A 24139-nucleotide genomic window follows, 5' to 3' on the forward strand; every position below is an offset into this window, starting at 1 on the left:
CGCACAAATACGGTTAAAGGGGTATTTGATATTCTGCCATATTACCCACTATGTCTGCCAAACTGTTCACGAATAATGACATCAGCAAGAATCAACTTTTTCTCGACATTGCTCTCTGGATTCGCAATGCGCCATAACATCTGATCCACTGCACGCGCACCGAGTAACTCCTTGTTCACATTAACTGTGGCAAGTAATGGGATATTGTCGTATAGATTATCAAATCCCGTGACAACACACTGATCGGGTACACGAATACCCATACTCTCAAGGGCTTCTATGGTGTATAGCCCATAGAAATCATTCGCACATACAAACACTTCAGGCAGGTTATCCTCACTGATCACCGAAGTGAACGTCTGGCGGAACTCATCCAATGCCTGATTACTCAGCTCGGGAATCTGATGTATTTCCATCCCATGACCCATAAGCACAGAAGTATACGCAATCCAGCGTTCATAGAAGCTATGAGCATCCCCGATATTGCCAACGAACTGGAATGTTTTGAAGCCCTTGCGGAGCAAATAGAGCATGATCTCTCGCATGGATGCAAAGTTATCGGTGAATATGCTGTCACTGTGAAAAACAGGGTCCAGATGATCCACCATCACAACCGGAATACTGAGACGCTTGATTTCAAGCAGAATCGGGGTAGAGATAGAGCCAACGGTAATGATTCCTCGAATGGCATCCGGGTTGAGCAGGGTAAATAGCTGGTCTGCTGAGGGTTCCGTCAAGGTCAGAATATTAATCCCTTTTTGGTTCAGCTTGGAAGAGATCCCGTTAAAGACGGGTCCCCAGTATACGGAGTCTTGATTTTGGTACCGAACATTGGGGAACAAAATCAAGACCGTTCCGCTTGAACGTGTGTTCTTTGGTTCCTGAAGTTCATGGCTGTTATACAGTTCACCAGACAACATGCTGTTATCTTTGAAATATCCAAGTTTGCCAGCGGCCTTGAGAATGACATCCCTCGTTTGATCGCTAACTCCCGATTTTCCAGACAAAGCTCGTGACACCGCGAATTTCGACAAACCCGTAAAATGTGCAATCTCCTGAATTGTTACCTTTGTCTTCATCATACCATCCTTACACTCGTAGTTCTGCCGTATTCCTTATTTGGAGCGATATCCAACTGATCCCGGGGCGTATCTTATAACTCCGAAAGGAGCAGATTTTGCCGAATTTTCGTTCCAGGCCAGGAACTTTTTCGCAGGCGTACCGGGGTACGTCAAGAGAAAGTGACGCAGCAGGGGGCGAAAAGGCGGTGAAAGATGCCCTTAAGTGAGATTTAAGACACGCCCTAGTATAACATGATGTATTTCTCTTAATCTAATAACGGACAGAGAATTCAAAATGTTAGTGATGCACAGTATTTTAGGAAGAACGTTCAACGTGACGGTAAGCATATTTTCAGATAGTATGACGAATTTTGTCTGTTGAATTATTATTTTGTTATTTTATAAAAATAACAAAATAAACAAAGTTAGAATTAAGGTTTAATATGTTTGTACTTAGAGTCCAGGATTTTGAATAAGCTGTGATACAGGAATATTACAGCTTAATCAGCATTTTATCAGAGAAATTAGAAAATGTTAACAACAAAAATGTTGACGCTTACATTTTGCTGTGTTAAATTTTGTTTGTCTAAAGCAAACAAAGAAATAACAAATGGTGGTGGTTGTTTATTTTCGATTGGTTGATGAATGGGGTTAACGATTTAGGGTGAACCATGATTGGTATACACATTCGGGGAGGTTGTTAAAATCATGATGAGAAGATGGAATGTTCTACCTCTGATGTTATTGGCTGTGATGATTTTTGTATCCGCTTGCAGTGGTGGGGGGACAGCGCAGACGGGGACCGAAGCAGAGGGAACAACGAACTCAGGTAACAGCACCGAGGTCGCTGAGACAGAGAAAGAGGGCGAAGCGGAAGAAGCTGTGGTTAATGTGCCTGATCTGGGTGGGCGTGTCATCAAGGTCGCGGCCTGGTGGGACTTGAAACCGGCGGGAGAGACGGCCTCCGATAAGGCCAGACTTGATAAAATTGCAGAGGTCGAGAAGAAATACAACGTAAAACTGGAGTTTGTTAACGTACCTTTTGAAGAATACATGAACAAATTCACAACGTCTGCACTGGCTGGCGAACCGTTCGCCGACATCGTTCAGATGGAGTACAAATCCGCACTACCCGCCATCCTCAAAGGGCAACTATTGCCCATCTCCGAATTCACTACACCTGAGAATAACATCAACCAAGAGGCTAACCTGATTGCAAAATTTCCTGCCATTGCAGGCAACGAATATGCCTTCGAATCTCCAACCAGCATTGGTCTGGGACTTCACTATAACCGTGACTTGTTCAAAAAATTATCTTTGCCTGATCCTCAAGAACTGTATAACCAAGGCAAATGGGATTGGGACAAATTCATGGAACTTGCCAAACAGGCAACCAAAGATACCAATAACGACGGCAAAACTGACGTATACGGATTTTCTGGCTGGGCGCTTGATGTCGTTCGTCATTTTACCGCAGCCAATGGTGGAACGATCGTGGATGATACCAATAGCAAAGAAGGATTGTCCGATCCGAAAACGATTGAAGCTGCCGAATTCGTCAAACGCCTGTATAACGTGGAAAATGTCGTGAAGGTCAAAACCGGCGACAAAACCAATTGGGAGGAAAGCAATACGTTCAAAGATGGAGATGTAGCTCTGTTCACCGCTGCTGAATGGCAGTTGGGCGATCTCACCTTTGCTGTTGGTGTTGTGCCGATTCCGAACGGGCCACAGGGTAGCAAAGAGGTAACGTATGCAAACAATGCAGCATCAGCGAAGTTCATTCCAAAAGGTGTGGAAGATCCAAAGATCGTCTACCAAATCTATGAAGAGACCTTCGACATCCCGCAGATTGAAGAGTATCCAGGTCAAGATTATCTGGAGAGTCGTTATACCGACGAGAAGGATATTGCGATCATTCGCGAGCACATCGCTGGAACCGGCCGCATCTTGCTGGATGATGCCTACACAGGATACCCTTTCGGGGATTATGTGAACGATATCATCAAAAACAATGCTTCCGTGACAGCAACAGCCGAGAAATACAAAGCACAGGCACAAGCTGCAATTGATAAACTCGGCAAACAATAACAACACTTATCACCAGCAAACGATTCAGGCAGGGGGCTCGTGTCGGCAATGTTGCACGGAGCCCCTTTTCCTGAACCACCAAATCGGCATTGCTGGCATCAGCCTTGATGAGGAGGACTCGTAGGATGGCTGGAATTCTACAACGTAAGACATGGATATTGTCCACAGTAATCATCGTGGCGGCAGCCTGCATCATTCTATATATAACTTCCGGCGCTGATGGAAAGAGTGCAAACATTCCACCTGGCAGTCTGCCTGCCATTGAAGTGGATGCAGTCTTGCAGCAGACCCGGCAGAAAAAGGGATACGAACAGTATCGATCCGGAACGGATCAGGCTACACAGCCGAATGTGGACATCACCATTGAAGCAGGAGATTACATAAAAGCCGAAGGTGAAGACGTCCGCAAACTGACTAATTATGAAGGAATGGATGGTGTATCTCTCCATACCGGAGAGACCGGACAAGTCGATTGGACGATTAATGTGCCGGAGACCGGGCTGTATAACCTGTCCGCAATCTATTTTCCCGTAGAAGGCAAGAGTTCGGCCATTGAGCGTGCATTGTACATTGATGGTGAACTTCCTTTTGCGGAAGCCGCCTATTTGCAGTTTGACCGGGTATGGGCGAATGAGAAAGATGTCGTTGAACAGGATAACCAAGGCAATGACCTTCGCCCGAGACAAGTGGAGCAACCACGCTGGCTGGAAGAAACGTTTCAGGACTCCGACGGGTACGAACAGACTCCATTCAAGTTTTATTTGGAAAAAGGGGAACACACGCTAACGCTAAAATCATCGCGTGAACCCATGGTGATCCGGTCCATTCGCCTTTTCAATGAGAAGACAGCTGTTCCTTACGGGGAAACTGCAGGTGCAAAACAGTCGGATTCCTCCGGGCAGCCGAAGGATGTACTTATTCGCATTGAAGGAGAAGCCGCGATTGCCAAATCTTCACCTACGTTATACCCGACCAGCGAGAGGTCAAGTTCTGCTGTATCTCCTTACAGCGCTTCCCAAGTACGCATCAATACGATTGGCGGCTTTAACTGGCGTCTGCCAGGACAATGGATTGAATGGGAAGTGGATGTGCCTGAGAGTGGACTTTATCATATCGGTTTTACCGCACAGCAGAATTTTGTCAAAGGCATCTATTCTACACGCAAACTGACCATCGATGGTGAAGTTCCGTTTGCAGAGATGGCGAAAGCACCTTTCCGTTATGAAAGTGACTATCGTATTGACGTGATGGGCGGCAAGGAAGCATACAAGTTTCACATGGAAAAAGGAAAACATGTGCTGCGGCTGGAGAACAGCCTCGGGGACTTCGCACCGCTTATCCGCAATGTGGAGGACAGTCTGTACAACTTGAACTCCATGTACCGACGTATTCTGATGATTACAGGCACCAAGCCTGATGAATTCCGTGATTACCGGGTGGAAAAACAGATTCCGAACCTGCTGGAAGTATTCAGCGGAGAAAGTAAACGTCTCAAGGACGTGGCCGCACAGCTTCGTCTTCTGTCAGGACAGTCCAGCGATCAGGAAGCACTGATTAAGACGATGGCGCTGCAACTGGACGAGATGATTGACAAGCCAGATACCATTCCAAGACGGCTTGCGGCTTATAAAACCAATACAGGCGGTCTCGGCACATGGGTGCAGCAGGCACGAGAGCAGCCCCTTGAAATCGATGCACTGTACGTCACTTCGATTGACCGCGATATTCCTGGAACAGGTATGGGGCCACTTGCCAAGCTTGGTCATGAAGCGAAGATATTCTATCATTCGTTCTTCATTGATTATAACCAGATTGGTAATGTAGCTACATCTGAAGATCAGCGTACGGTAACCGTCTGGATTGGTAGCGGACGTGATCAGGCGAATACGATGAAAGCGATGATTGACAAGACCTTCACACCAGACAGTGGTATCAATGTCAATCTGAAGCTGGTGAATATGGGAACCTTGCTACCAGCGACTTTGTCCGGTGAAGGACCGGATGTAGCGATGCAGATCGGCAATGATCTGCCGGTGAACTTTGCGATGCGGAACTCGGCTGTAGATCTGACGCAATTCAGTGATTATAGCACCGTGGAACAGGAGTTCAGGGAAAGTGCAATCGTGCCGTATGCCTATGATTCAGGCGTATATGCCCTGCCGGAAACGCAAACTTTTAACATGCTGTTTTATCGTAAAGACGTGCTCGAAGAACTCGGACTTGAAGTGCCTCAGAACTGGGAAGATGTCGAAGCTCTGCTCGCGATTCTGAGCAAAAATCATATGGAATTTGGTATGCCGATTGTGACCCAAGCGAATATGCAGGGTGTCAATATTCCGCCGAACTCTCAGTATGCCACGATGCTGCTTCAGAACGGCGGCGCCTTCTATCGTAACGATGACAAGGAGTCGGATCTGGATTCAAGGATCGGAATTGAGACGTTCAAGCAGTGGACGGAGTTCTATACCGATTACAAGTTAGAGCGGGAATATGATTTTGCCAACCGTTTCCGGACAGGACAGATGCCTATCGGACTAACGGATTACACCATGTACAACCAATTGTCCGTATTTGCACCGGAGATTCGCGGACTATGGGGATTCGTTCCTGTCCCGGGAACCGTTCAAGCAGATGGAACCTTGAATCGGGACGTACCGGGTGGAGGTAGCGCAGTCATGATGCTGGAGGGTGCCAAAGATCAGGATGCGGCGTGGGAGTTCATGAAGTGGTGGACCAGTACACCGATTCAAGCTGAATTCGGGCGGGAGATGGAAGGGCTGATGGGTGCCGCTGCCCGGTATCCAACGGCCAACATCAAGGCGCTGGATTCCCTGCCGTGGCCTGCGGAGGATTACGCCAATCTCAAGGCACAATTCGAAACGGTGAAGGGCATTCCTGAAGTACCCGGTGGTTATTTTACAGGCCGCCATCTGTTCAATGCATTTTACAAAACCGTTGTTGGCCAAGTGGAAGCCAGGGAATCCATCATGGATTATACCCAATATATTCAGGACGAGATTCGAGTCAAACGTAATGAATTTAGTCTTCCGTAAGCAGAGGGAGGGTTAATCGTGCCACAAATATCACTCCGAGACGGACAAAACAGTCCTCCTGAGAAAGCGTCAAGGATGGGCATGAAATCGTGGTGGAGCTGGAAGCTCCAGGAAATGAAGGCCAGCAAACATTCCTATGTTCTGCTTGCACCTTATATGCTCCTGTTCCTCATGTTTACCGTGATTCCGGTTGTCATCTCGATCATACTCAGCTTCACCTACTTTAACATGCTGGAATTCCCGCGTTTTATTGGCTGGCAGAACTATACTCGCCTGTTTCTGGAGGATGATGTATTCCTGATTGCAATCAAGAATACGTTGTTGTTCGCCATCATTACCGGACCGATCAGTTATATTGCTTGCTTTGTCTTCGCGTGGATCATTAATGAGTTAACACCGAAATGGAGAGCGTTCATGACGCTGATCTTCTACGCGCCTTCCATTTCGGGCAATGTGTATTTTATCTGGCTGATGATCTTCTCGGGAGATCGTTATGGTATTGCCAATGGGCTGTTGATCAAATGGGGTTTTCTGCTGGAGCCAATCCAGTGGCTGAAGACGGAAGCCTACATTATGCCTATTCTCATTCTCGTGCAGCTATGGCTGAGTCTCGGAACCGGATTTCTGGCGTTTATCGCTGGTTTGCAGACGGTGGACCGGACATTGTACGAAGCGGGAGCGGTGGATGGGATCAAAAATCGCTGGCAGGAACTATGGTACATTACCCTGCCTTCGATGCGTCCACAGTTGATGTTCGGCGCAGTCATTCAGCTGACAACCTCGTTTGCCGTGGCCGATGTGTCGATCGCGCTGGCCGGGTTCCCAAGTGTGAACTATGCAGCAGAGACTGTGGTGACCCATTTGATCGACTTTGGTACTACGCGGTTTGAGATGGGGTATGCATCGGCGATTGCCACCGTGCTGTTCATGATTATGGTGGGCACCAACTTGCTGGTCCAGAAACTGCTTCGAAGGGTGGGAGAATAGCTATGGCTGCAATTGCGACAGGCAAAAAGCGGGTGAATCGCTCGCTATCGGGAAGCCTCTCCCTGTTTGCCCTTCTGCTCGTTTTTGGTGCCTTCATGGTGCTGCCGTTGATCTATGCGATCAACAATGCATTTAAACCATTGGATGAGATTTTTACCTTTCCACCAACGCTGTTTGTCAAAAATCCCACGTTCAGCAACTTTACAGATCTGCTGAATCTGCTGAGTGACTCGTGGGTGCCTTTCTCACGTTATATATTCAACACGGTATTTATTACAGGCATCGGTATCGTAGGCCATGTACTGCTAGCTTCCGCAGCGGCGTACCCACTTGCCAAACACAAGTTTCCGGGCAAAGTATTCATGTTCCAAGTGGTCGTACTGTCACTGATGTTCACACCTGCGGTAACGGCAATTCCAAACTATATGATCATGTCATGGCTCGGATGGATCGACACGTACTGGGCTGTTATTATTCCGGCATTTGCCTATTCACTCGGGTTGTATCTGATGAAACAGTTCATGGAGCAGATCCCGGATGCACTGCTGGAAGCAGCCAAGATTGACGGTGCCAGTGAATACCGAATCTTCTGGTCCATTGTCATGCCCAATGTGAAACCAGCCTGGCTTACATTGATCATACTGCTGTTCCAGATGTTATGGGGCAGTGATGGCAATGGGTACATCTACAGCGAGCAGCTCAAGACCCTGCATTATGCAGCAGGTCAGATTATTCAGGGCGGAATATCCCGGGCAGGAGCGGGTGCTGCGGTAGCACTGATTTTGATGAGTGTGCCGATCACGCTATTTATTTTCTCTCAGAGCCGAATCATTGAGACGATGGCGAGCTCGGGCATGAAGGATTAAGGGGGAACGATATGGCACGCAGAGTGAAAAGATGGCTTGTTCTCCTGGCGGCAGTATCTCTGCTGCTGGTGAATGCCGTGCCTGCGGCGGCCTCCCCGGCGCCGTATGAGAGTTATAACTACAACTACTGGAAAGAGGCTGTACCTTCACCAGATGCCTATCTGCCCGAGCGTACCATATCAGGCCGTGATCTCGGCATTAGTGAGTTTAAAGACCCTGGTGATGTGAACGTTTCACCCTCCGGATTGATCTATATTTTGGATAGTGGCAACAGCCGAATTGTTGTATTGGACCCAGACTTTAAGCTGCTGCGCGTCATTGATGGATTCATGATGGATGGTAGCAAGGAGACCTTTAACCTTCCGGGCGGATTATTCGTGGATGAACAAGAACGCATATACGTCGCCGATACAGGCAACGGTCGTGTGGTTGTCCTGGATGGAGAGGGGACGCTGATTCAAACCATCACGAAGCCCGAGTCGGATATCCTATCGACCCAATTCCAGTTTCAGCCCTTGAAGCTGACGGTTGACCATGTAGGCCGAGTGTACGTTGTGGCGCAAGGGGTCTACGAAGGTATCATGCAGTTTGACGAGAGTGGGAAATTTATCGGATACGTCGGTACGAACAAAGTGGAGCGGGACTACGGCGAATATATCTGGCGCATGTTATCCACCAAAGCCCAGCGTGCACAGATGGTCCTGTTTGTCCCAACGGAGTTCTCCAATGCGGATATCGACCACAAAGGATTTGTGTATGCAACGAATATTGATCCCGGCTCGAATGAACCGATTAAGCGGCTTAACCCGTCTGGTGAAGATGTACTGAAACGGTTTGGTTATTACGATGTCAAAGGTGATATCCGGTTCCGCAACAATCCGGGTCCATCCAAACTGATCGATGTGAAAGTGCTGGGCGACGGCATGTACAGTGTATTGGATGCGACACAGAACCGGGTGTTCACGTACGACGATGAAGGTCATCTGCTCTACATATACGGTGGCAAAGGAAATCAGGTGGGCACGCTCAAAACACCTGTCGCGATTGAACAATCGGGTGAGCATCACTTGGTTCTGGATCGGGGCAAAAACAACCTTGTCGTTTATGCGCCAACCCGTTTTGGTGCCCGTGTGAATGAAGCGGTGGTACTCCACTATCGGGGCGAGGACACGGAGGCCGTGAATATATGGAGAGAAGTGCTGAAGCTGAATGCCAACTATGACATCGCTTATATCGGTATCGGCAAGTCCTTATTAATGGAGAAGAAAAACGAGGAAGCGCTAGGTTACTTCGAACTTGGAATGGACCGCAAGAGTTATTCTGTCGCGTTCAAGAGGCATCGGCGGGAGATGATGAAAGAACATTTTGGTACATTCCTGACCGTTGCAATCGCGCTGATTGTCATTCTGATCCTGACCCGGGTAGCAGTTAAATGGAGACGGAGGAGGCAGGTTGATCGTGAAGCAGGATTTCATTAAGTTTCCGCTGCATCTCATTTTTCACCCCATTGATGCATTCTGGGACCTCAAGTCGGATAACCGGGGACGGCTGTTTGTTGCTTTTGCAGCATTGGCGCTTACCATTGTTATGATGGTTTTGCAAAAGCAGTACGCAGGATTTCTCGTTAATTACATCGATCCTCGTACGATTAATAGCATCATCGAAATCGCCACGGTTGCAGTACCTTTCTTTCTATGGTGCATGGCCAACTGGGCGGTAACAACTTTGATGGAAGGGGAAGGCAAGTTCAAGGAAATCGTTCTGGCGACAGGTTACTCGCTCATTCCGGTTATTCTGATCTATGCCCCAATGATCGTGATCAGCCGTTTTATGGTGCAGGAGGAGACTGCTTTTTATTATCTGTTCAATAGTATCGCGTTCTTCTGGTTTGTACTGCTTCTGTTCATTGGCATGATGACGGTACACCAGTACACGGTGATTAGAACAATCATTACGATGGTGCTGACGCTCATTGTGATGGGCATTATCGTATTCCTTGGCGCGCTGGTCTTCAGCATGTTGCAACAGTTGTACGAATTCGGTTATAACATTTACCGCGAGTTGATTTTTCGGACCTAAAGGAGGCGGCATCCGTGAACAAAAGGCAACGATTATATACGGTGCTGGCTGGTGGTACAGCTGTAATCATGATTGCAGCCGGGCTGCTGTATATAAACAACAGGGGAGTTCCTGCCGTAGAAGCCGCGGCTTATCTGGATACGACAACCAAAGCCATGCCCGTCACGGAAGAACCGTTGCAGTTCCTTAGCGACTCCTCGCAGGGTGTGCCTGGTATGCAACTGGTCGCTGAAGATCAGGGACTCGCCCTGTACTATAACGAGGAGACCACGGAAATTGCAGTACGTGACGGGAAAAGTGGAGAGATCTGGTATAGCAACCCGAAAGAACGGGCTGAGGACGGTCTTGCTTCCGCGTATGAAAAAGAGGTGCTGTCCTCCCAGTTGAATGTGTCTTTCCGGGATGCGATGGGCACACTGGAGAACTTTCCGAATTTCAGCTCCAGCATTAGCAACAAACAATTCACAGTGGGCCACATCGATCAGGGGATTCGGGTGAACTATACGCTTGGGGATACGTCACTTGGCATTGATGCGCTGCCCAAACTGATTAGCAAGCAGCGGCTGGAGGAGAGAGTGCTTTCCAAGCTGGATGCTACTGTCGCAAGGTACACATCTGCCCGATATTATCCAACCAAGAGCAATCCGGATATTCTGGAACGGCTGGATGGACAGATTTCGAAGCAACTTGTGCTGAACAAGATGCTGGGTGCCTTTGAGACGGCGGGGTATACGGCGGACGATCTGGCTTTTGACAATCAGGAGAACGGAGTCGAAGGCGGAGGTGTGTCGGATAAGCCGAGCTTCGTCATTTCTGTGGAATATCGACTTGAGCAGGGGGCACTCGTTGTGACTGTACCTCTAAGCCAAATAGAAGAAAGTGGGCAATACCGCATTCGGAACATTGACTTGCTCGCTTACTTTGGTGCTGCGGATACAAAGGGTGAGGGTTATATGCTCGTACCTGATGGTTCCGGCAGTCTGATCCATCTGAACAACGGAAAAACCCAGGAAGAGCAGTATGTACAGCGTGTCTATGGCGCAGATCCAAATGATAATTCGCTCAGTCGTCCTCAGGTTAGTGAATCCGCGTATATGCCTGTGTTTGGTCTGAAGAACGGGGAGAATGCCTGGTTTGCGGTGATTGAAAAAGGGGACGGCATTGCCAGTATCTCTGCGGATATTGGAGGCAGACAGAATAGCTACAACCATGTACACGCGACCTTCTCCCTACGCGGGGAGGATGAATTGGAAATGTACACCTCGCAGAAAATGCAGGAGATTCAGCTGCTTAGCGAAGAGCCTTACCGTGGAGATATTCAGGTCCGTTATCATTTCCTTCATGGAGAAGATGCCAGTTACTCGGGTATGGCCCGCCTGTATCAGCAGCAGTTGATAGAGCAGGATGTACTGAAGCCGCTCCCAGAACAGACGGAGTTGCCGTTTTATGTGGATGTGCTTGGTGCAGTGGATAAAAAGGCTTCGTTCCTGAGTGTACCCTATCGGACCACTTTAGCCATGACCACGTACGAACAGGCTACAGAAATGGCAGCAAAGTTACAGCAGGATGGTGTTGAACGTGTACAAATGCGGTATCAAGGATGGTTTGGCGGCGGCATCAGTCATCATACGCCAACCCAGGTGAAGTTGGACAGTGAAGTGGGCAGTCGTTCCGAACTGCAGGCGTTGTCCACCAAGCTGGAGCAGTCGGGTGGAGCTCTGTTCCCGGATGTGGCTTTCCAGCACATGTATCACGATGATATGCGCTTTGCTCCTTCCTCGGATGCAGCGCGGTTTGTAACAAAGGAGACAGCAGAATTGTATCCGTACAATCCTGCACTTAATCGCATGGATCAGAGTAGGGACAGCTATTATTTGCTCTCAGCGGCCAAGCTTCCTTATGTAGTGAGTGAGTTTGCTGACAAATTCAATAAATTGGATCTCGGCGGGTTATCCCTTCGTGATCTCGGGCAGGTCCTGACTTCCGATTATCGGGATAGTCGGGTGATTCATCGGGAGACGGCGAAGAACATTGTGAAGGAGCAGCTGGGCAAGCTGGAACAGTCCTATCCGAACCTGATGGTATCCGCAGCAAATAGCTACGCTTGGGGAAGTGCGCAACATGTTGTAAATGTGCCCGCAGGATCGAGTCGGTTCAATATTACCGATGAAGAAGTTCCTTTTTATGCGATGGTCATTCATGGATACATGAACTATGCGGCATCTCCAATGAACACGTCGGGGGATCAGGATCTCCGCAAACAGTTGCTGCGCAGCCTGGAGCTTGGGGCAGCTCCATATTTTCAATGGACCTATGAACCATCATCCAGGCTGAAGCTGACGAATTATGATTCGGCATACGCAACGGAGTACAGCTATTGGGTGGAAGAAGCCGTTACCTTGTATAAGCAGGCCAATGAAGTGCTGGGAAATCTGGCGAATGAGCAGATTCTCAAGCATGAACGCATCCAGGATGGCGTGGTCCGGATCACCTATACTGGCGGTACATCCATCCTTGTGAATTACAATGCGGATGCAGTAAACGTGGATGGAACAACGGTTGGCGGGACGGACTATGTGGTGGAGGGAGTGAGCCGATGAGAACCATTCGATTATCGCTGAAGTCACGGAGAGCGTTGCTTGGACTTGCATTTATTTCTCCGTGGCTGGTCGGCTTCATCTTCCTCTTTGCCACACCGCTCCTGCAATCGATTCGATTCAGTCTGAGTAATCTGTCCGTTGCTCCGGGCGGGTACGTTCTGGAATACGTTGGATTTAAAAACTTCAAGGATGCGCTTCTGGTTGACGCTACATTCAACCGGATTCTGGTGGATTCAGTTGGAGCGATGGTACTGAACGTGCCGATGATTTTGTTCTTCAGTTTGTTCACGGCCACACTGCTTAACCAGAAGTTCAGAGGCAGAACGATGGCACGTGCAATCTTTTTCCTGCCGGTTATTCTGGCTTCGAGTGCAGTCGCAGCAGCTGAGTCTGCGGGATTAATCAATCTGATGGGGGATGCGAGTGCGGTGGATGCATCAGCCGATGGCGGTGCTTCGTTCAACGTGGTATCCATTGTGCGGATGCTGGCGGATGTGGGATTACCGATGGCCTATGTGGATTACATTGTAGAAGCCATCATGCGGATATATGAGATTATTAGTAGCTCAGGTGTTCAGATTCTGATCTTCCTCGCCGCGCTGCAATCGGTACCGGGATCGATGTATGAGGTTGCGAAGATCGAAGGGGCGACAGCTTATGAATCATTCTGGAAAATTACATTTCCCATGGTCAGTCCGTTGATTCTGACAAATGTCATCTATACGATCATTGATTCATTTGCCGGGAGTCCAGTCACACAGGCCATCTACCAAACCGCATTCAAAACGCAGAACTTTGGCTTAAGCTCGGCGATGTCCTGGCTGTACACACTGGTGATTGGCCTTGTACTGATCGTAGTGGGCTGGGTATTGTCACGGCGGGTTCACTACAACTGACGGTTAACATTAAGGGAGGCTTCAGATTATGGCTGCATCAGGGACAGATCGCATGGTGGTAGTTCCGAAGCAGAAGTATCACATGCATCGGGTGCGAAACAAAACATCGGACCTTCTCTATTCCATATTCAGATATGCACTGGTCATCGGCATTTCATTTATTATTTTGTACCCGTTATTTCTCAAAGTGTCAGTTGCGTTTAAGGATAAACAGGATATCTACAATCCAACGATCTATATGATTCCCCAGCACTTTACATTGGATAATATCCGGCTAGCGGCGCAAGTGATGGATTACCTGCCTCTGCTGGCGAACACGTTATTGTTTGTTACCATCACAACGCTTCTGACAGCGATATCCTGTGCACTTGCCGGATATGGCTTCGCCCGGTTTTCGTTTCCGGGTAGTAATGTACTCTTCATCCTTGTGATTCTGACGATTCTGGTGCCGACAAGCACACTTATGGTGCCGATGTATCTGCATTTCCGCAGCTTTGACTTTCTGGGCATCATCCAGTTGTTCTCTGGAAAAAATGGCATCAATCTGCTGAATACGTATTGGCCTTCCATGATCACGGCTGCTACAGCGGGAGGGCTGAAGGCGGGGCTGTTCATCTATATTTTCCGTCAGTTCTTCAAGGGCATGCCAAAGGAAATCGAGGAGGCTGCATTGATTGACGGCGCAGGTGGATTCAAAACGTTTGCTCGAATCATGCTGCCCAATGCAATCTCGCCGTTGATTACGGTTATTCTGTTTTCGTTTGTATGGCAGTATAACGATACCTTCTATTCGGCATTATTCATGAGTGAAAGTCCACTGATCTCGCTGAAAGTGGCTTCCTTACCTGCTCAGGCGAACCAGTTGATTCCGCAGCTGATGGGCTTTGGCTCGAACTCGGGCATCAAGGCCGATCCAAACTATGTGGCGATGATTGTGGATACAGGCATTTTGCTGGCTATTGCACCGTTAATTATTTTGTATCTGTTTGTGCAAAGGTATTTCGTTGAGAGCATTGAACGTTCTGGTGTAGTGGGTTAAGTGGCTGGTAACAAAAATAACCATTTCCTTCTTGAATCGAGGAATGGTTATTTTAGTTTTTCGCTAAAGATGTGGTAGCCTGCTATTTCTTTGTTGCTAATAATCCTTCAAAATACTCATACATCAAGGCCGCATAAGTATATCTTTGTAGTGAATTATTCCCTTAAAAAATAAAATCCCAAGAATCACATAAATTAATTTTCTTTCTTTTTAGACCAAGATCTAAATATCAGGTTGGTAACAGTTCCCACCACCAAGCTAAAAATGACAACATACATCAAGAGTTGTGCGATTACAGGTAAGTAGTTATCTGTTTTAACTATATTAACGACACCAATGATCAAAGTAATAAAGAACACAACAACATAATCTAATATCCTGAATTTCTTCACTGTTAACACCTCCTTATTTTGTATTTTAACATATTTATATGGAAATATGTTGGAATTAATGATATTATAATATTTGTCATTTATTGATATAATATAAAAAGGAGGAAATTAATATGAAAAAAACTTTGATTAGTAGTACCATGGCTGCGGCACTGATGTTCTCTCTTGGAACTGCTGCATTTGCTGATGAGGCTACACCCCAAAATGTAAATGTAACCAACAGTATCCAAAAGATTCAGGATCCTCAGAAACTACAGGAAATTAAAGAACTTGATGCAAATAATTTAGAAAAAATCGCTGAAGTCTTAGATGGCATAGAAATAAGTGATAAGAACCCCGTTACGAGACATGAGTTTGAAGATGGAAGTGCGATTGAAGTCAGCGTTACTGTTACGCCAAGTTTGACGACTCAAAATCGTTCTTCTGGTGAAGTCTCCCCAATGTTGGCGGCTGGTCAATATACAGCTAGTGTAACAATGAAGGGAGAAAGCGTTATTACTGGCGGAAATATGTGGATTTATACACTTAATCAAAAATATAACACAAATGGAACGAAAGTCACATGGAATGAGGGATCCCCCTATGGTACTTTCGATAAAGTATGGTATAGCCTTTGGGGAGTTGATAGTGAAACTCTTAGCGTAACTAGTAACCCTGGGTACCCTGGTGGCATTTGGGCTACAGGAACGGTTAAACTTAGCTGGGATATTTGGGAAGGAAATAACATACAGCCTATTAACATCAAGCTCACTCTCAGTATTAAAGGTGATGGTTCCTATACTGGATACACAGCATGGCTATAGGTCTGGAGTATAAAAGAAACGGATAGCGACTCATGTGAGTCGCTTTTTTTCTTTGAACTGATCCGAGAGGATTCGTTCCGTTATGTACCGAATAGATAATATAGAGGAATCAGCGAATCAGAACTCAGAGACAAAGGGTGTGCCACATGACGAATCTATTCGAACATTGTTCAGGTCAAACATTATCTGCCAACCTGAGATGGCTGAACGAGCCAGCAGATTGGTCCATTGAAGACGGCAAAGTAACGATAACCGTTTCGCCAATCAGTGACTTTTTCATTGATCCGGGAGGTGAGCCGGTGAAAGCTTCAGCTCCATTTTTACATACGATAGTCAAGGGAGATTTCAGCATCGTCACTCGAGTACAGGTCGACATGAAAGAACAGTATGACTCAGGCTGCCTGATGGTGAGGGTGGACGATACGAATTGGGCTAAAGTCTGCTTCGAATATTTTGAAGAACAGCCGTCTATTCTTAGTGTCGTTACTCGTGGTAACTCGGATGATTGTGTATCAGCACCCGTAGACGTTAACAAGCCTTATTTACGTGTAGCCCGGGCAGGCAACAGCTTTGCTTTCCATTATTCTCAGGATGGAGAGAAGTGGAAGCTGGTTCGTTATTTCGGACTCGACTGCGCGGAAGAGATCAAAGTTGGCATTGTGGCCCAATCCCCCATTGGGCAAGGGACCACGGTTACTTTTACAGACGTACAGCTTCAACATGGAGTGACCGGAAGTGTTCGCCGGGTAAAATGACAGCGATCAGAAGGTTGTTCTGTCATTTATTTCACCCGAATTAACATTCCGAACAGACCGAGTATAGCAAAGGCCAGAAATGCCGTTGTATTGGAAAACACTTCGATCGTATAACCTGCCATAGATGATCCAAGGAATTGCCCAACACCCAGCGCGAGAAAGGCAAGGCTAATTCCGATGGACACATTTGGACTGAATAGTCTCGTCGCCCAAACGATAAATACACTGGTCAGGAAAATATACGTGCTGCCAAATATGATCGCAGAGATGAGACTGGCAGTCATTGAAGGCAGAAGGATAACCCCGAGCGAAATAGCCAATAAAAGTATGCCTATTCGGTAGGACCACCCAATCTCGAACTGTTCAATAATGCGACCAGCGCATCCACCGAGTATCCCCATAACCCCCATCACAATCCAGAACAACACGGCTTCCGAATCGGAGGCCCCTTTCTCGTCTGTGAGGAAGTTCCGGGCAAAGGTCCAGTAGATTGCAGAACTGAAACCTGTCAACAGACAAGCCATGAGCAGAGCAGACCCTGGTCTGGTAGGTTTCATACATGTCCAGAGAGACTTGGTACAAGGCAGTGTCTTGGTTGCCGGAATAACACGTCTGTTCCACAAAAGAACCACAACACCGATTACAGCAAACAGGATGTAGGTTAGACGCCAGTAATCCGTGAACAGCCAGTAGAGTGGACCTGATATTACAATTCCGAAGCTGGTCCCTGTGTTAATCCAGCTGTTGCCTCTTGCTTGTAGCTCGGGAGCAAGCTCGGCATTAACCGTGTTACCGAGGGCTGGAGAGGCCCAGCCTGTACTCAAACCTGCTAGAAATATACTAAATGTAAGAACCCATGCATTCTGAGCCAAGGCGATGCCGGTTAATCCGAGCACTGCGCTGATCCCTGCCAATTGAATGACATAATGATGTCCCTTGCGATTAATCAACAGTGGTGCAGTTAGAAGGGACAGACAGTAGGCAATATACGTTCCTGAGTTAATCGCGCCAGAGGCTGCATCATTTAATTGTAAGGCTTCCGAAATTTCCGGCATAAACAATCCATAACTGAATCGCCCGAATGCATAACATACAGCGATAAGTGCAATGCCTGGAAAGATAATTTTTTTCATTAAATCCACCGCCTTTTAGATAGAACGATCATTATATTTCTTATTAAATAAAAAAGTGAGTTGAAATATTAACTCACCCGGAATAGCTTTATTTGAAACTGGTCTGCGTCATATGGATCAGTTCAAGGCAGACGTCATTTACATTTTCTGTCTCAGCAAGTGCCGTGGAACCCTCCAGCAGCAGGGAGAATCGCAATAGATCTCGATCACTTGCAACAGGCGCCAATGTTTGGATTAAAGTTCGCATATGTCTTTTATGCGCATTTACTGTCTGCACGATGATATGATCTGCATGACCTCCGAATTCTTCTTTGGCGCGTAAAAATAAGCAACCTCTTGATTCGTGTTCCTTCAACCAGGTTGCATGTCCTTCAGCCAGATTGAGGAACATAGGTTGTGCTTTATTGTCTGCATATTGCCTGAGCTGTTCTAAATAACGCTGTTCGCGTCGCAAGAGTACCTGGACAATGAGATCATCCTTGGACTCAAAATGATTATATAACGTCATGATGGCAATCCCGGCCTCCGTGATAATCCGCTTCAAGCCGATGGAATGGAAGCCGTGAAGGTAGAACAATTCTTCAGCCACGTTCAAAAGCATTTCCTTTTTGCTGCTCATGATCAGTGATACTCTCCCTTCATAATAAGATAGAACGATCATTATACTTGTAGGCTATAATATATCTTTTACATTGTCAAATGTTGTGACTCCTCTTGTCTTTGGTTAGTTCAAAGCCTGGGCAGGGCGTTATATGAACAACGTCGTTGCACATTAACCGGACATATGAGAGCACAACATGACAGGTTTTTGGGTGGTTTATCCGTTATATTAGACATCAAGGAGTGATTATTACATGAACTGGATCAACGCATTACAGGTCGCTATTCAATATATGGAAGACCACTTACTCGAAAATATGACGATGGAGCAGATTGCAGCGCAGGCCCATATCTCTCCTTTTCATTTTCAACGTACCTTTGCCTTATTAACTGATGTTACTGTAGCCGAGTACATAAAACGCAGACGATTGACACTGGCGGCACATGAGCTGCTTCAAAGTGATCACAAAATCATTGATCTGGCATTTAAATACGGTTACGACACACCGGAATCTTTCTCCAAAGCATTTCGTAGACAACATGGGATCGCACCCAGTGAGGCTCGTAAGAATAGTAACGCTGTCCAATCGTATAATCGTCTGGTGATTCAAGTGAGTCTAAAAGGAGCAGAGCCGATGAAATATAAAATTGTTGAACATCCCGAATTTACGTTGGTCGGAGTAAAGCAAACTTTCTCATATGCAGATGGAGAACATCTGCAAGGCATCGGGAAGATGTGGCAGGAAGCGTGGACAAGCGGTACAGAGGATCGTTTGTTTGAACTGAACAACGGGGATATTCCAGGTTTACTCGGTGTCGTTGTGGATCAGAGCGAAATTCAGGAGAAACAGATGCAATACTGGATTGCTACGACTTACGATGGTAAAGTACCGGAAGGATTATCAAGCTTTACCATGCCTGCTTCCAAATGGAGTGTATTTGAGGTAGAAGGCCCGATGCCGGAGAGCATGCAGCTTCTGTGGAAACGGATTATTTCGGAATGGTTTCCATCCAACCCTTATGAGCACGCATATATGCCGGAGCTGGAAGTATACCCGGGGCCCAATCAACCGCCACAAATCTGGATACCGATTAAATAAATTTTAACCGTTTCAAACTCGATCATTGTCGCCCATAAACATTCGGATAACCGAAGCTGTTTATGGGTTATTTGGTTGTGGTTAATCAGAGTTCGAAGTTGTACAGAGGATGTTCAAGCGTTGTTCATTTTATTGCAGCCAGGTAAACATGATATATTGGAACGAAGGTTAACAGCTATAAGAGGACAATGAGGTAAACCGCAGGAGGCAGATATGTTATATGAGGACCCATTCATTCAGACGATCATCCAACACGAGCAATTAATGCATGACCTGCGGAGAGTTCGTAGTCTCCATTTGCCTCAAAGTTACATAGGTGCAGGATATATTCGTAATTATTGAATAATAAGTGATTTGCGGAATAGCGGGTACAAGAAGGAGTGTCTAGGGATTTGATAAAAAAGTTCTTACAAAAAAATGGACTGATCATTGATCTTGTCCTGTTGGTATGTTTTGTGGCGTTCCTGGCCTTCTGGGGCCAAAGATTTCCAGTCATGTTTTTCGGAATGATCACGGTGGCTTTTATCGTTCTAAGACGGATTGACTATCAGAAGCATGTTATTCTGAAACGGATTATCCTTACCGGAATTAGCGTGGCTGTCGTCTCTTTTGTCATTATCGAAGCCCTTGTATTCACACAGCTTGGTTCGAATGATCCGGAAGAAGCGGACTATGTCATTATTCTGGGTTCAGGCATCCGTGGAACGGAATTGTCATTGACCCTGAAACAAAGGTTAGATGCCAGTCTGGACTATATTCGCAGCCACCCTCATACACCGGTCATTGTATCGGGTGGGCAGGGACCTGGAGAATCCATTCCTGAAGCGCTCGCCATGAAAAACTATCTGATTGAACAGGGGATTAACCCCGCCCAAGTGATTATGGAAGATCGCTCCACAAGTACACAGGAGAATTTGGCCTTTTCCAAAAAAATCATTCTTGAATCCGGGTTAGAGCACCCTGAGATCATGATTGTCACCAGTGACTATCATATGTTCCGTTCCAAATACATCGCTGCCAAGAACGGTTATGCAGCAGAATACGGCATATCGGCTCCGTCACCGGGTTATCTGAAACCCGTCAACATGATCCGCGAATATTTTGCTACGATCAAAACATTTCTCTAATGCACATGACAGAAAAACGGAAACAGGACGAAGCGGAGATCTATGATCTATGCTTCGTCCTGTTTCCATATAAGGATGGCTATTGCTCCTTAACGATAGGTTATTTTTCTGAAGGAGCAGGTACAGTTACTGAAACCTTATCCCCAGGGAGAGCTACCATTTCAGGAGATTCACCGGTAAAAGGAACAGTGGCTGATTCTACAACTTTAGCCTCAGAAGGTTCAGTAGTAGATGGAACAGTAGTAGAAGGTACAGTAACAGACGGAACTGGCACAGCTTCGGAAACTTCATCCTCAGGGAGAGCCACGATCTCAGGAGTTTCGGAAGTAGAAGGAGCAGTTACAGCTTCGGAAATTCCAACCTTGTTGGGAGAAGCTACGATTTCAGAAGATCCACCCGTAGAAGGAGCAGTCACAGCTTCAGAAGCCTCAGCCTCCACTTTAACTGTGTGGTTTGATGCCCATACGGCGGTGGACGTACTTACACCTGTAATAAGCAGGAGGGCTCCCATACTTAACATCCAATGTTTCTTTTTCAGTTTCTTTACATTAAACATAATCATCAATCTCCTTTTTAATTGTTTGCCTTCACCCGATAGGGACGAACAAAATTGAGCAGGCATTTTCTTGGTTCCCGCCATCACATTTAAAATTGTCTCACCATATCGTCTTCGTTCTTCGTGGGACATCTCTTTCACCACATCTTCATCACAGGCCAACTCGCTCCAGGTATGAATGTCCCGGCGAATGATATGAATCAGGGGATTGAACCAGTGCAGGGCACTAACCCCCAAGGTCAAAGCTTTGACCCACAGATCTTTATGTTTTAGATGTACCAACTCATGATGAATTACCATGCTGATGTCCATTTTCACCGTATTTTCGGGTGGCAGATATATCGTTGGTTTAAACAAGCCAACCAGTATAGGGCTTCGTACTAGCGTGCTGTGAGCAAGCGTGATATTACGTTTGAGACCCAAAGCCTCTTTGATTAATGGTAGCTGTACAGCTGCTTCACTATGACAGAGGACTGGGGTACGTGTACGAGATAATTCATTCAGAAATCTTCGATAACAGTACACCTGCCATGCAGAAAAACCAATGACTCCAATGCCCCAGACGCATAACAAGAACCAGGCTGTGGTTACCGAAATGGTTTGTTCCGGGATAAATGTTCCTGCAAGTACGCCCGAAGTTGCTGCATTCTCCGTACCCGGTATAGTTGATGTCGTATGGAATGCAATATCCAAAAGCCATGAAAGGCCAAGAGAGACCGGGAACAGATAAAACAAGATAGCCAGTTTACCGAGTCTGTAGAGCCACTTGTTCGGAAAAACAGAACCGGGTATAAGTCGTAGTGCCAAAATACAAACAGAAACGATACTTCCCGCCACGGTCAGGCTGCACAGAATCTCAAAAAAGATATTCATCATCTGCACCTACTTTTCCGAAAGCCATTTTTTCAATTCTGAAATGTCATCGTCTGAAAGTTTGTCACCGTCATACATGGCCGAAACCAAATTTTTAACTGAACCTTGGTAGAGTCCATCAAGAACGTGCTGCGTTTCCTGTAGTTTGTAATCTTCGGGCTTTAGAAGAGGTTCATAATCATTGGTTCGTCCACGTCTCGTGACGGTAAGTGCGCCTTTATCCACCAACCGTGACAGAAAGGTAGACATGGTCTGCGCTTTCCACGCTTTCCCTTTCTCAGCAAATATGTCTAATAGTTCTGTCGAGGTGACCGGTGGGGCGCATGACCATATAACAACCATTAACTCCATTTCTGTTTCGGATAATTTTTGAATCTGGTTCACAGTGAACACTCCTTAACATCGTTATGCGTCCATAACGTACGTATTACTACACTACGTAGTACGTATAAACTACTACAACTTGTAGTGGATAGTCAAGTTATCCTGATAGATGATTGCCAAACCATGTTATAATATAGGTCATTAATAGAAGAACGATGTAGGAGTGAATGATTATTACAGCATATCAATTACCTGCTCTTTATGAGCAGAAGCGAGTTTCAATGCAAGCGATGGAAGAGATTGTACGCCTGTTGGCGCAGGCACCACTATTATATGATGATGGACAGGGCATCCAGGTTCAGGATTACATGGGAGGCTTGGAGGTCGAACTTGAACATGAGGTACGCCGTGCAGTGACCGAGTTGTACGAACTAGCTGTTCAGGCCTGCCGGGTCTTCGCCGATCCATTGGCGTACGAGCAACTTCAGGATGCGCTTGGGTTACAGGCTGAGTTATGGCAGGAGGAAGTGCTTACTCTTGCAAAGTGGATGGACTGGCTGAAGCAGATCAGTGAAGGAAAGAGAACACTGCCCGAGTATAACTTTACAGCCATGCTTGGCAATCTGCCAGATGGATTCATGATCCATGATTTTTATGATGAACTCCGATATCAGCTGGAACAAAACCCTGCAAACGCATGGGCTATCGAAGAGCGGGATCGCTTGTACGCAGCTCTGGGTGCGAAATAAATCAAACCAACGGGTCACCGGCGGTGTTAATCTAATATCTGTATTTTGCATGCATAGAAACATTCCAATCTATATCTTGCGAATTCTTTACCCAGTATGGGAAATGAGGGGATACCGTGAAGAAGGTTGTATTAGCTGGTGGAACGGGATTTGTTGGACAGGATTTTGCCCAAAGATTCAAGAAACTAGGTTATGAGGTATTAATTATCTCGCGTCAGCCCGGTCATATTGCCTGGGAGGATCGTGCAGGAATTATAGAGGCACTGGAAGAAGCAGAAATATTGATTAACCTGGCAGGTAAATCGGTGAACTGCCGTTATACGGAGGAGAATCGCAAAGCCATTCTGGAATCCAGAACCCGGACAACGCGCATTCTCGGCGAAGCCGTCCTGGCTTGTAATCATCCTCCTGAACTATGGATTAATTCGAGTACAGCGACCATATACAGACATGCTGAAGATCGTCCCATGACGGAAAAAGAGGGCGAGATAGGCTCCGGATTCTCGGTCGACGTTGCCAAGGGATGGGAACAGGCTTTCTTTGAATTCAGTCTGCCGTCTACGCGTCAGATTGCACTGCGGATCGCGATTGTGCTGGGCGAGGGTGGCGTGATGGTGCCCATGACGAACCTCGTCCGTTTTGGACTCGGAGGATCTCAAGGCGCAGGAACACAGCAGTTCAGCTGGATTCATATCGAGGATCTCTTCCGCATGGTAATTTATCTGCAAGAGCATCCACACTTGAATGGTGTGTTCAATGCGTCCTCTCCGCATCCGGTAACGAATCGGGAGCTAATGGCGCGTCTGAGAGAACAGATGGGTGTGCGGATTGGACTACCTTCTCCTCGCTGGATGCTTGAACTGGGCGCACGTTTTATTCAGACCGAGACGGAACTGGTTCTCAAAAGCCGTTGGGTGATTCCCGAGCGAATGGAGAGGGAAGGCTTCACGTTCACATACGGTACACTAGATACCGCTCTTGCCGAGATTTTGAATAAGAAGAAATAACACTTCATAACAAAAGAAAATACAACAGGAAGGGCAGAGGCATCTGCC

The 24139-nt window shown here is 46.7% G+C and carries 21 protein-coding genes; 15 read left to right on the plus strand and 6 right to left on the minus strand.

The window, feature by feature from the left end:
- Window positions 1-41: 41 nt before the first annotated feature.
- Window positions 42-1079, minus strand: a complete 1038-nt coding sequence (locus tag AC1DE7_RS01815; RefSeq protein ID WP_477533620.1) for a LacI family DNA-binding transcriptional regulator — start codon at window positions 1077-1079, stop codon at window positions 42-44.
- Window positions 1080-1772: 693 nt separating this feature from the next.
- Here AC1DE7_RS01815 and AC1DE7_RS01820 point away from each other — a divergent pair.
- From AC1DE7_RS01820 to AC1DE7_RS01860, 9 genes are all read left to right on the plus strand, one after another.
- A complete protein-coding gene (locus tag AC1DE7_RS01820; RefSeq protein ID WP_047844197.1) occupies window positions 1773-3152 on the plus strand; it encodes an ABC transporter substrate-binding protein in 1380 nt (459 codons plus the stop codon).
- A 125-nt stretch (window positions 3153-3277) separates the two neighbouring features.
- Window positions 3278-6205, plus strand: a complete 2928-nt coding sequence (locus AC1DE7_RS01825; RefSeq protein ID WP_477533621.1) for an extracellular solute-binding protein — start codon at window positions 3278-3280, stop codon at window positions 6203-6205.
- Between the two features lie 75 nt (window positions 6206-6280).
- Window positions 6281-7192, plus strand: a complete 912-nt coding sequence (locus tag AC1DE7_RS01830; protein ID WP_047842211.1) for a carbohydrate ABC transporter permease — start codon at window positions 6281-6283, stop codon at window positions 7190-7192.
- Between the two features lie 2 nt (window positions 7193-7194).
- Complete coding sequence (locus AC1DE7_RS01835) at window positions 7195-8058, plus strand: carbohydrate ABC transporter permease (protein WP_017689719.1); 864 nt, start codon at window positions 7195-7197, stop codon at window positions 8056-8058.
- Between the two features lie 11 nt (window positions 8059-8069).
- On the plus strand, window positions 8070-9536 hold the full coding sequence (locus AC1DE7_RS01840) for a gluconolactonase (protein WP_477533622.1): 1467 nt from the start codon (window positions 8070-8072) through the stop codon (window positions 9534-9536).
- On the plus strand, window positions 9517-10137 hold the full coding sequence (locus tag AC1DE7_RS01845; RefSeq protein ID WP_074094245.1) for a YIP1 family protein: 621 nt from the start codon (window positions 9517-9519) through the stop codon (window positions 10135-10137). The genes AC1DE7_RS01840 and AC1DE7_RS01845 overlap by 20 nt, the downstream gene beginning before the upstream one ends.
- Window positions 10138-10151: 14 nt before the next feature.
- Window positions 10152-12737 (plus strand): DUF5696 domain-containing protein, encoded by a 2586-nt coding sequence (locus AC1DE7_RS01850; RefSeq protein ID WP_477533623.1) that lies wholly within the window; start codon window positions 10152-10154, stop codon window positions 12735-12737.
- The gene (locus AC1DE7_RS01855) at window positions 12734-13633 is read left to right on the plus strand and encodes a carbohydrate ABC transporter permease (RefSeq protein WP_315373128.1); all 900 of its coding nucleotides are present in this window, start codon (window positions 12734-12736) and stop codon (window positions 13631-13633) included. Before AC1DE7_RS01850 ends, AC1DE7_RS01855 begins: the two co-directional genes overlap by 4 nt.
- Before the next feature lie 28 nt (window positions 13634-13661).
- Window positions 13662-14672, plus strand: a complete 1011-nt coding sequence (locus AC1DE7_RS01860) for a carbohydrate ABC transporter permease (protein WP_477533624.1) — start codon at window positions 13662-13664, stop codon at window positions 14670-14672.
- Window positions 14673-14866: 194 nt separating this feature from the next.
- Here AC1DE7_RS01860 and AC1DE7_RS01865 read toward each other — a convergent pair whose 3' ends face one another.
- The gene (locus AC1DE7_RS01865) at window positions 14867-15064 is read right to left on the minus strand and encodes a hypothetical protein (protein ID WP_477533625.1); all 198 of its coding nucleotides are present in this window, start codon (window positions 15062-15064) and stop codon (window positions 14867-14869) included.
- 113 nt (window positions 15065-15177) lie between these two features.
- Here AC1DE7_RS01865 and AC1DE7_RS01870 point away from each other — a divergent pair, with 113 nt between their 5' ends.
- On the plus strand, window positions 15178-15867 hold the full coding sequence (locus AC1DE7_RS01870; RefSeq protein WP_477533626.1) for a hypothetical protein: 690 nt from the start codon (window positions 15178-15180) through the stop codon (window positions 15865-15867).
- Window positions 15868-16013: 146 nt separating this feature from the next.
- Window positions 16014-16622 (plus strand): DUF1349 domain-containing protein, encoded by a 609-nt coding sequence (locus tag AC1DE7_RS01875; protein ID WP_076318276.1) that lies wholly within the window; start codon window positions 16014-16016, stop codon window positions 16620-16622.
- Between the two features lie 26 nt (window positions 16623-16648).
- Here the strand turns inward: AC1DE7_RS01875 and AC1DE7_RS01880 are convergent, their stop codons facing one another.
- Both AC1DE7_RS01880 and AC1DE7_RS01885 read right to left on the minus strand, forming a co-directional pair.
- Window positions 16649-17755, minus strand: a complete 1107-nt coding sequence (locus AC1DE7_RS01880) for an MFS transporter (protein ID WP_340019815.1) — start codon at window positions 17753-17755, stop codon at window positions 16649-16651.
- An 88-nt stretch (window positions 17756-17843) separates the two neighbouring features.
- Window positions 17844-18374: a TetR/AcrR family transcriptional regulator gene (locus tag AC1DE7_RS01885; RefSeq protein ID WP_076318278.1), complete on the minus strand. Its 531-nt coding sequence runs from the start codon at window positions 18372-18374 to the stop codon at window positions 17844-17846.
- A 235-nt stretch (window positions 18375-18609) separates the two neighbouring features.
- On the opposite strand from AC1DE7_RS01885, the gene AC1DE7_RS01890 reads away from it, so the two are divergent.
- Window positions 18610-19455, plus strand: a complete 846-nt coding sequence (locus AC1DE7_RS01890) for an AraC family transcriptional regulator (protein WP_477533627.1) — start codon at window positions 18610-18612, stop codon at window positions 19453-19455.
- 392 nt (window positions 19456-19847) lie between these two features.
- Window positions 19848-20582, plus strand: a complete 735-nt coding sequence (locus AC1DE7_RS01895) for a YdcF family protein (protein ID WP_477533628.1) — start codon at window positions 19848-19850, stop codon at window positions 20580-20582.
- Window positions 20583-20682: 100 nt separating this feature from the next.
- On the opposite strand, the gene AC1DE7_RS01900 is transcribed toward AC1DE7_RS01895, so the two are convergent.
- Together AC1DE7_RS01900 and AC1DE7_RS01905 are read right to left on the minus strand one after the other, a co-directional pair.
- Complete coding sequence (locus tag AC1DE7_RS01900; RefSeq protein ID WP_477533629.1) at window positions 20683-22014, minus strand: M56 family metallopeptidase; 1332 nt, start codon at window positions 22012-22014, stop codon at window positions 20683-20685.
- Between the two features lie 6 nt (window positions 22015-22020).
- Window positions 22021-22395, minus strand: a complete 375-nt coding sequence (locus tag AC1DE7_RS01905) for a BlaI/MecI/CopY family transcriptional regulator (RefSeq protein WP_017689706.1) — start codon at window positions 22393-22395, stop codon at window positions 22021-22023.
- Between the two features lie 167 nt (window positions 22396-22562).
- Between AC1DE7_RS01905 and AC1DE7_RS01910 the strand changes: the two genes are divergently transcribed.
- Together AC1DE7_RS01910 and AC1DE7_RS01915 are read left to right on the plus strand one after the other, a co-directional pair.
- Window positions 22563-23084 (plus strand): hypothetical protein, encoded by a 522-nt coding sequence (locus tag AC1DE7_RS01910; protein WP_100529546.1) that lies wholly within the window; start codon window positions 22563-22565, stop codon window positions 23082-23084.
- Window positions 23085-23200: 116 nt separating this feature from the next.
- Window positions 23201-24091 carry a TIGR01777 family oxidoreductase gene (locus tag AC1DE7_RS01915; protein ID WP_477533630.1) on the plus strand — a complete coding sequence of 297 codons (891 nt, stop codon included), beginning with the start codon at window positions 23201-23203 and terminating at the stop codon, window positions 24089-24091.
- Window positions 24092-24139: the final 48 nt, after the last annotated feature.

Source organism: Paenibacillus sp. 10L310 (genome assembly GCF_056395745.1).

Bases quoted from the DNA above. Each gene is read 5' to 3' on its own strand.
- AC1DE7_RS01860 (WP_477533624.1), top strand. From the start codon at position 13,662: ATGGCTGCATCAGGGACAGATCGCATGGTGGTAGTTCCGAAGCAGAAG.
- AC1DE7_RS01900 (WP_477533629.1), bottom strand. From the start codon at position 22,014: ATGATGAATATCTTTTTTGAGATTCTGTGCAGCCTGACCGTGGCGGGA.
- AC1DE7_RS01890 (WP_477533627.1), top strand. From the start codon at position 18,610: ATGAACTGGATCAACGCATTACAGGTCGCTATTCAATATATGGAAGAC.
- AC1DE7_RS01875 (WP_076318276.1), top strand. From the start codon at position 16,014: ATGACGAATCTATTCGAACATTGTTCAGGTCAAACATTATCTGCCAAC.
- AC1DE7_RS01855 (WP_315373128.1), top strand. From the start codon at position 12,734: ATGAGAACCATTCGATTATCGCTGAAGTCACGGAGAGCGTTGCTTGGA.
- AC1DE7_RS01830 (WP_047842211.1), top strand. From the start codon at position 6,281: ATGGGCATGAAATCGTGGTGGAGCTGGAAGCTCCAGGAAATGAAGGCC.
- AC1DE7_RS01825 (WP_477533621.1), top strand. From the start codon at position 3,278: ATGGCTGGAATTCTACAACGTAAGACATGGATATTGTCCACAGTAATC.
- AC1DE7_RS01880 (WP_340019815.1), bottom strand. From the start codon at position 17,755: ATGAAAAAAATTATCTTTCCAGGCATTGCACTTATCGCTGTATGTTAT.
- AC1DE7_RS01885 (WP_076318278.1), bottom strand. From the start codon at position 18,374: ATGAGCAGCAAAAAGGAAATGCTTTTGAACGTGGCTGAAGAATTGTTC.
- AC1DE7_RS01840 (WP_477533622.1), top strand. From the start codon at position 8,070: ATGGCACGCAGAGTGAAAAGATGGCTTGTTCTCCTGGCGGCAGTATCT.
- AC1DE7_RS01835 (WP_017689719.1), top strand. From the start codon at position 7,195: ATGGCTGCAATTGCGACAGGCAAAAAGCGGGTGAATCGCTCGCTATCG.
- AC1DE7_RS01815 (WP_477533620.1), bottom strand. From the start codon at position 1,079: ATGAAGACAAAGGTAACAATTCAGGAGATTGCACATTTTACGGGTTTG.
- AC1DE7_RS01820 (WP_047844197.1), top strand. From the start codon at position 1,773: ATGAGAAGATGGAATGTTCTACCTCTGATGTTATTGGCTGTGATGATT.
- AC1DE7_RS01870 (WP_477533626.1), top strand. From the start codon at position 15,178: ATGAAAAAAACTTTGATTAGTAGTACCATGGCTGCGGCACTGATGTTC.
- AC1DE7_RS01910 (WP_100529546.1), top strand. From the start codon at position 22,563: ATGATTATTACAGCATATCAATTACCTGCTCTTTATGAGCAGAAGCGA.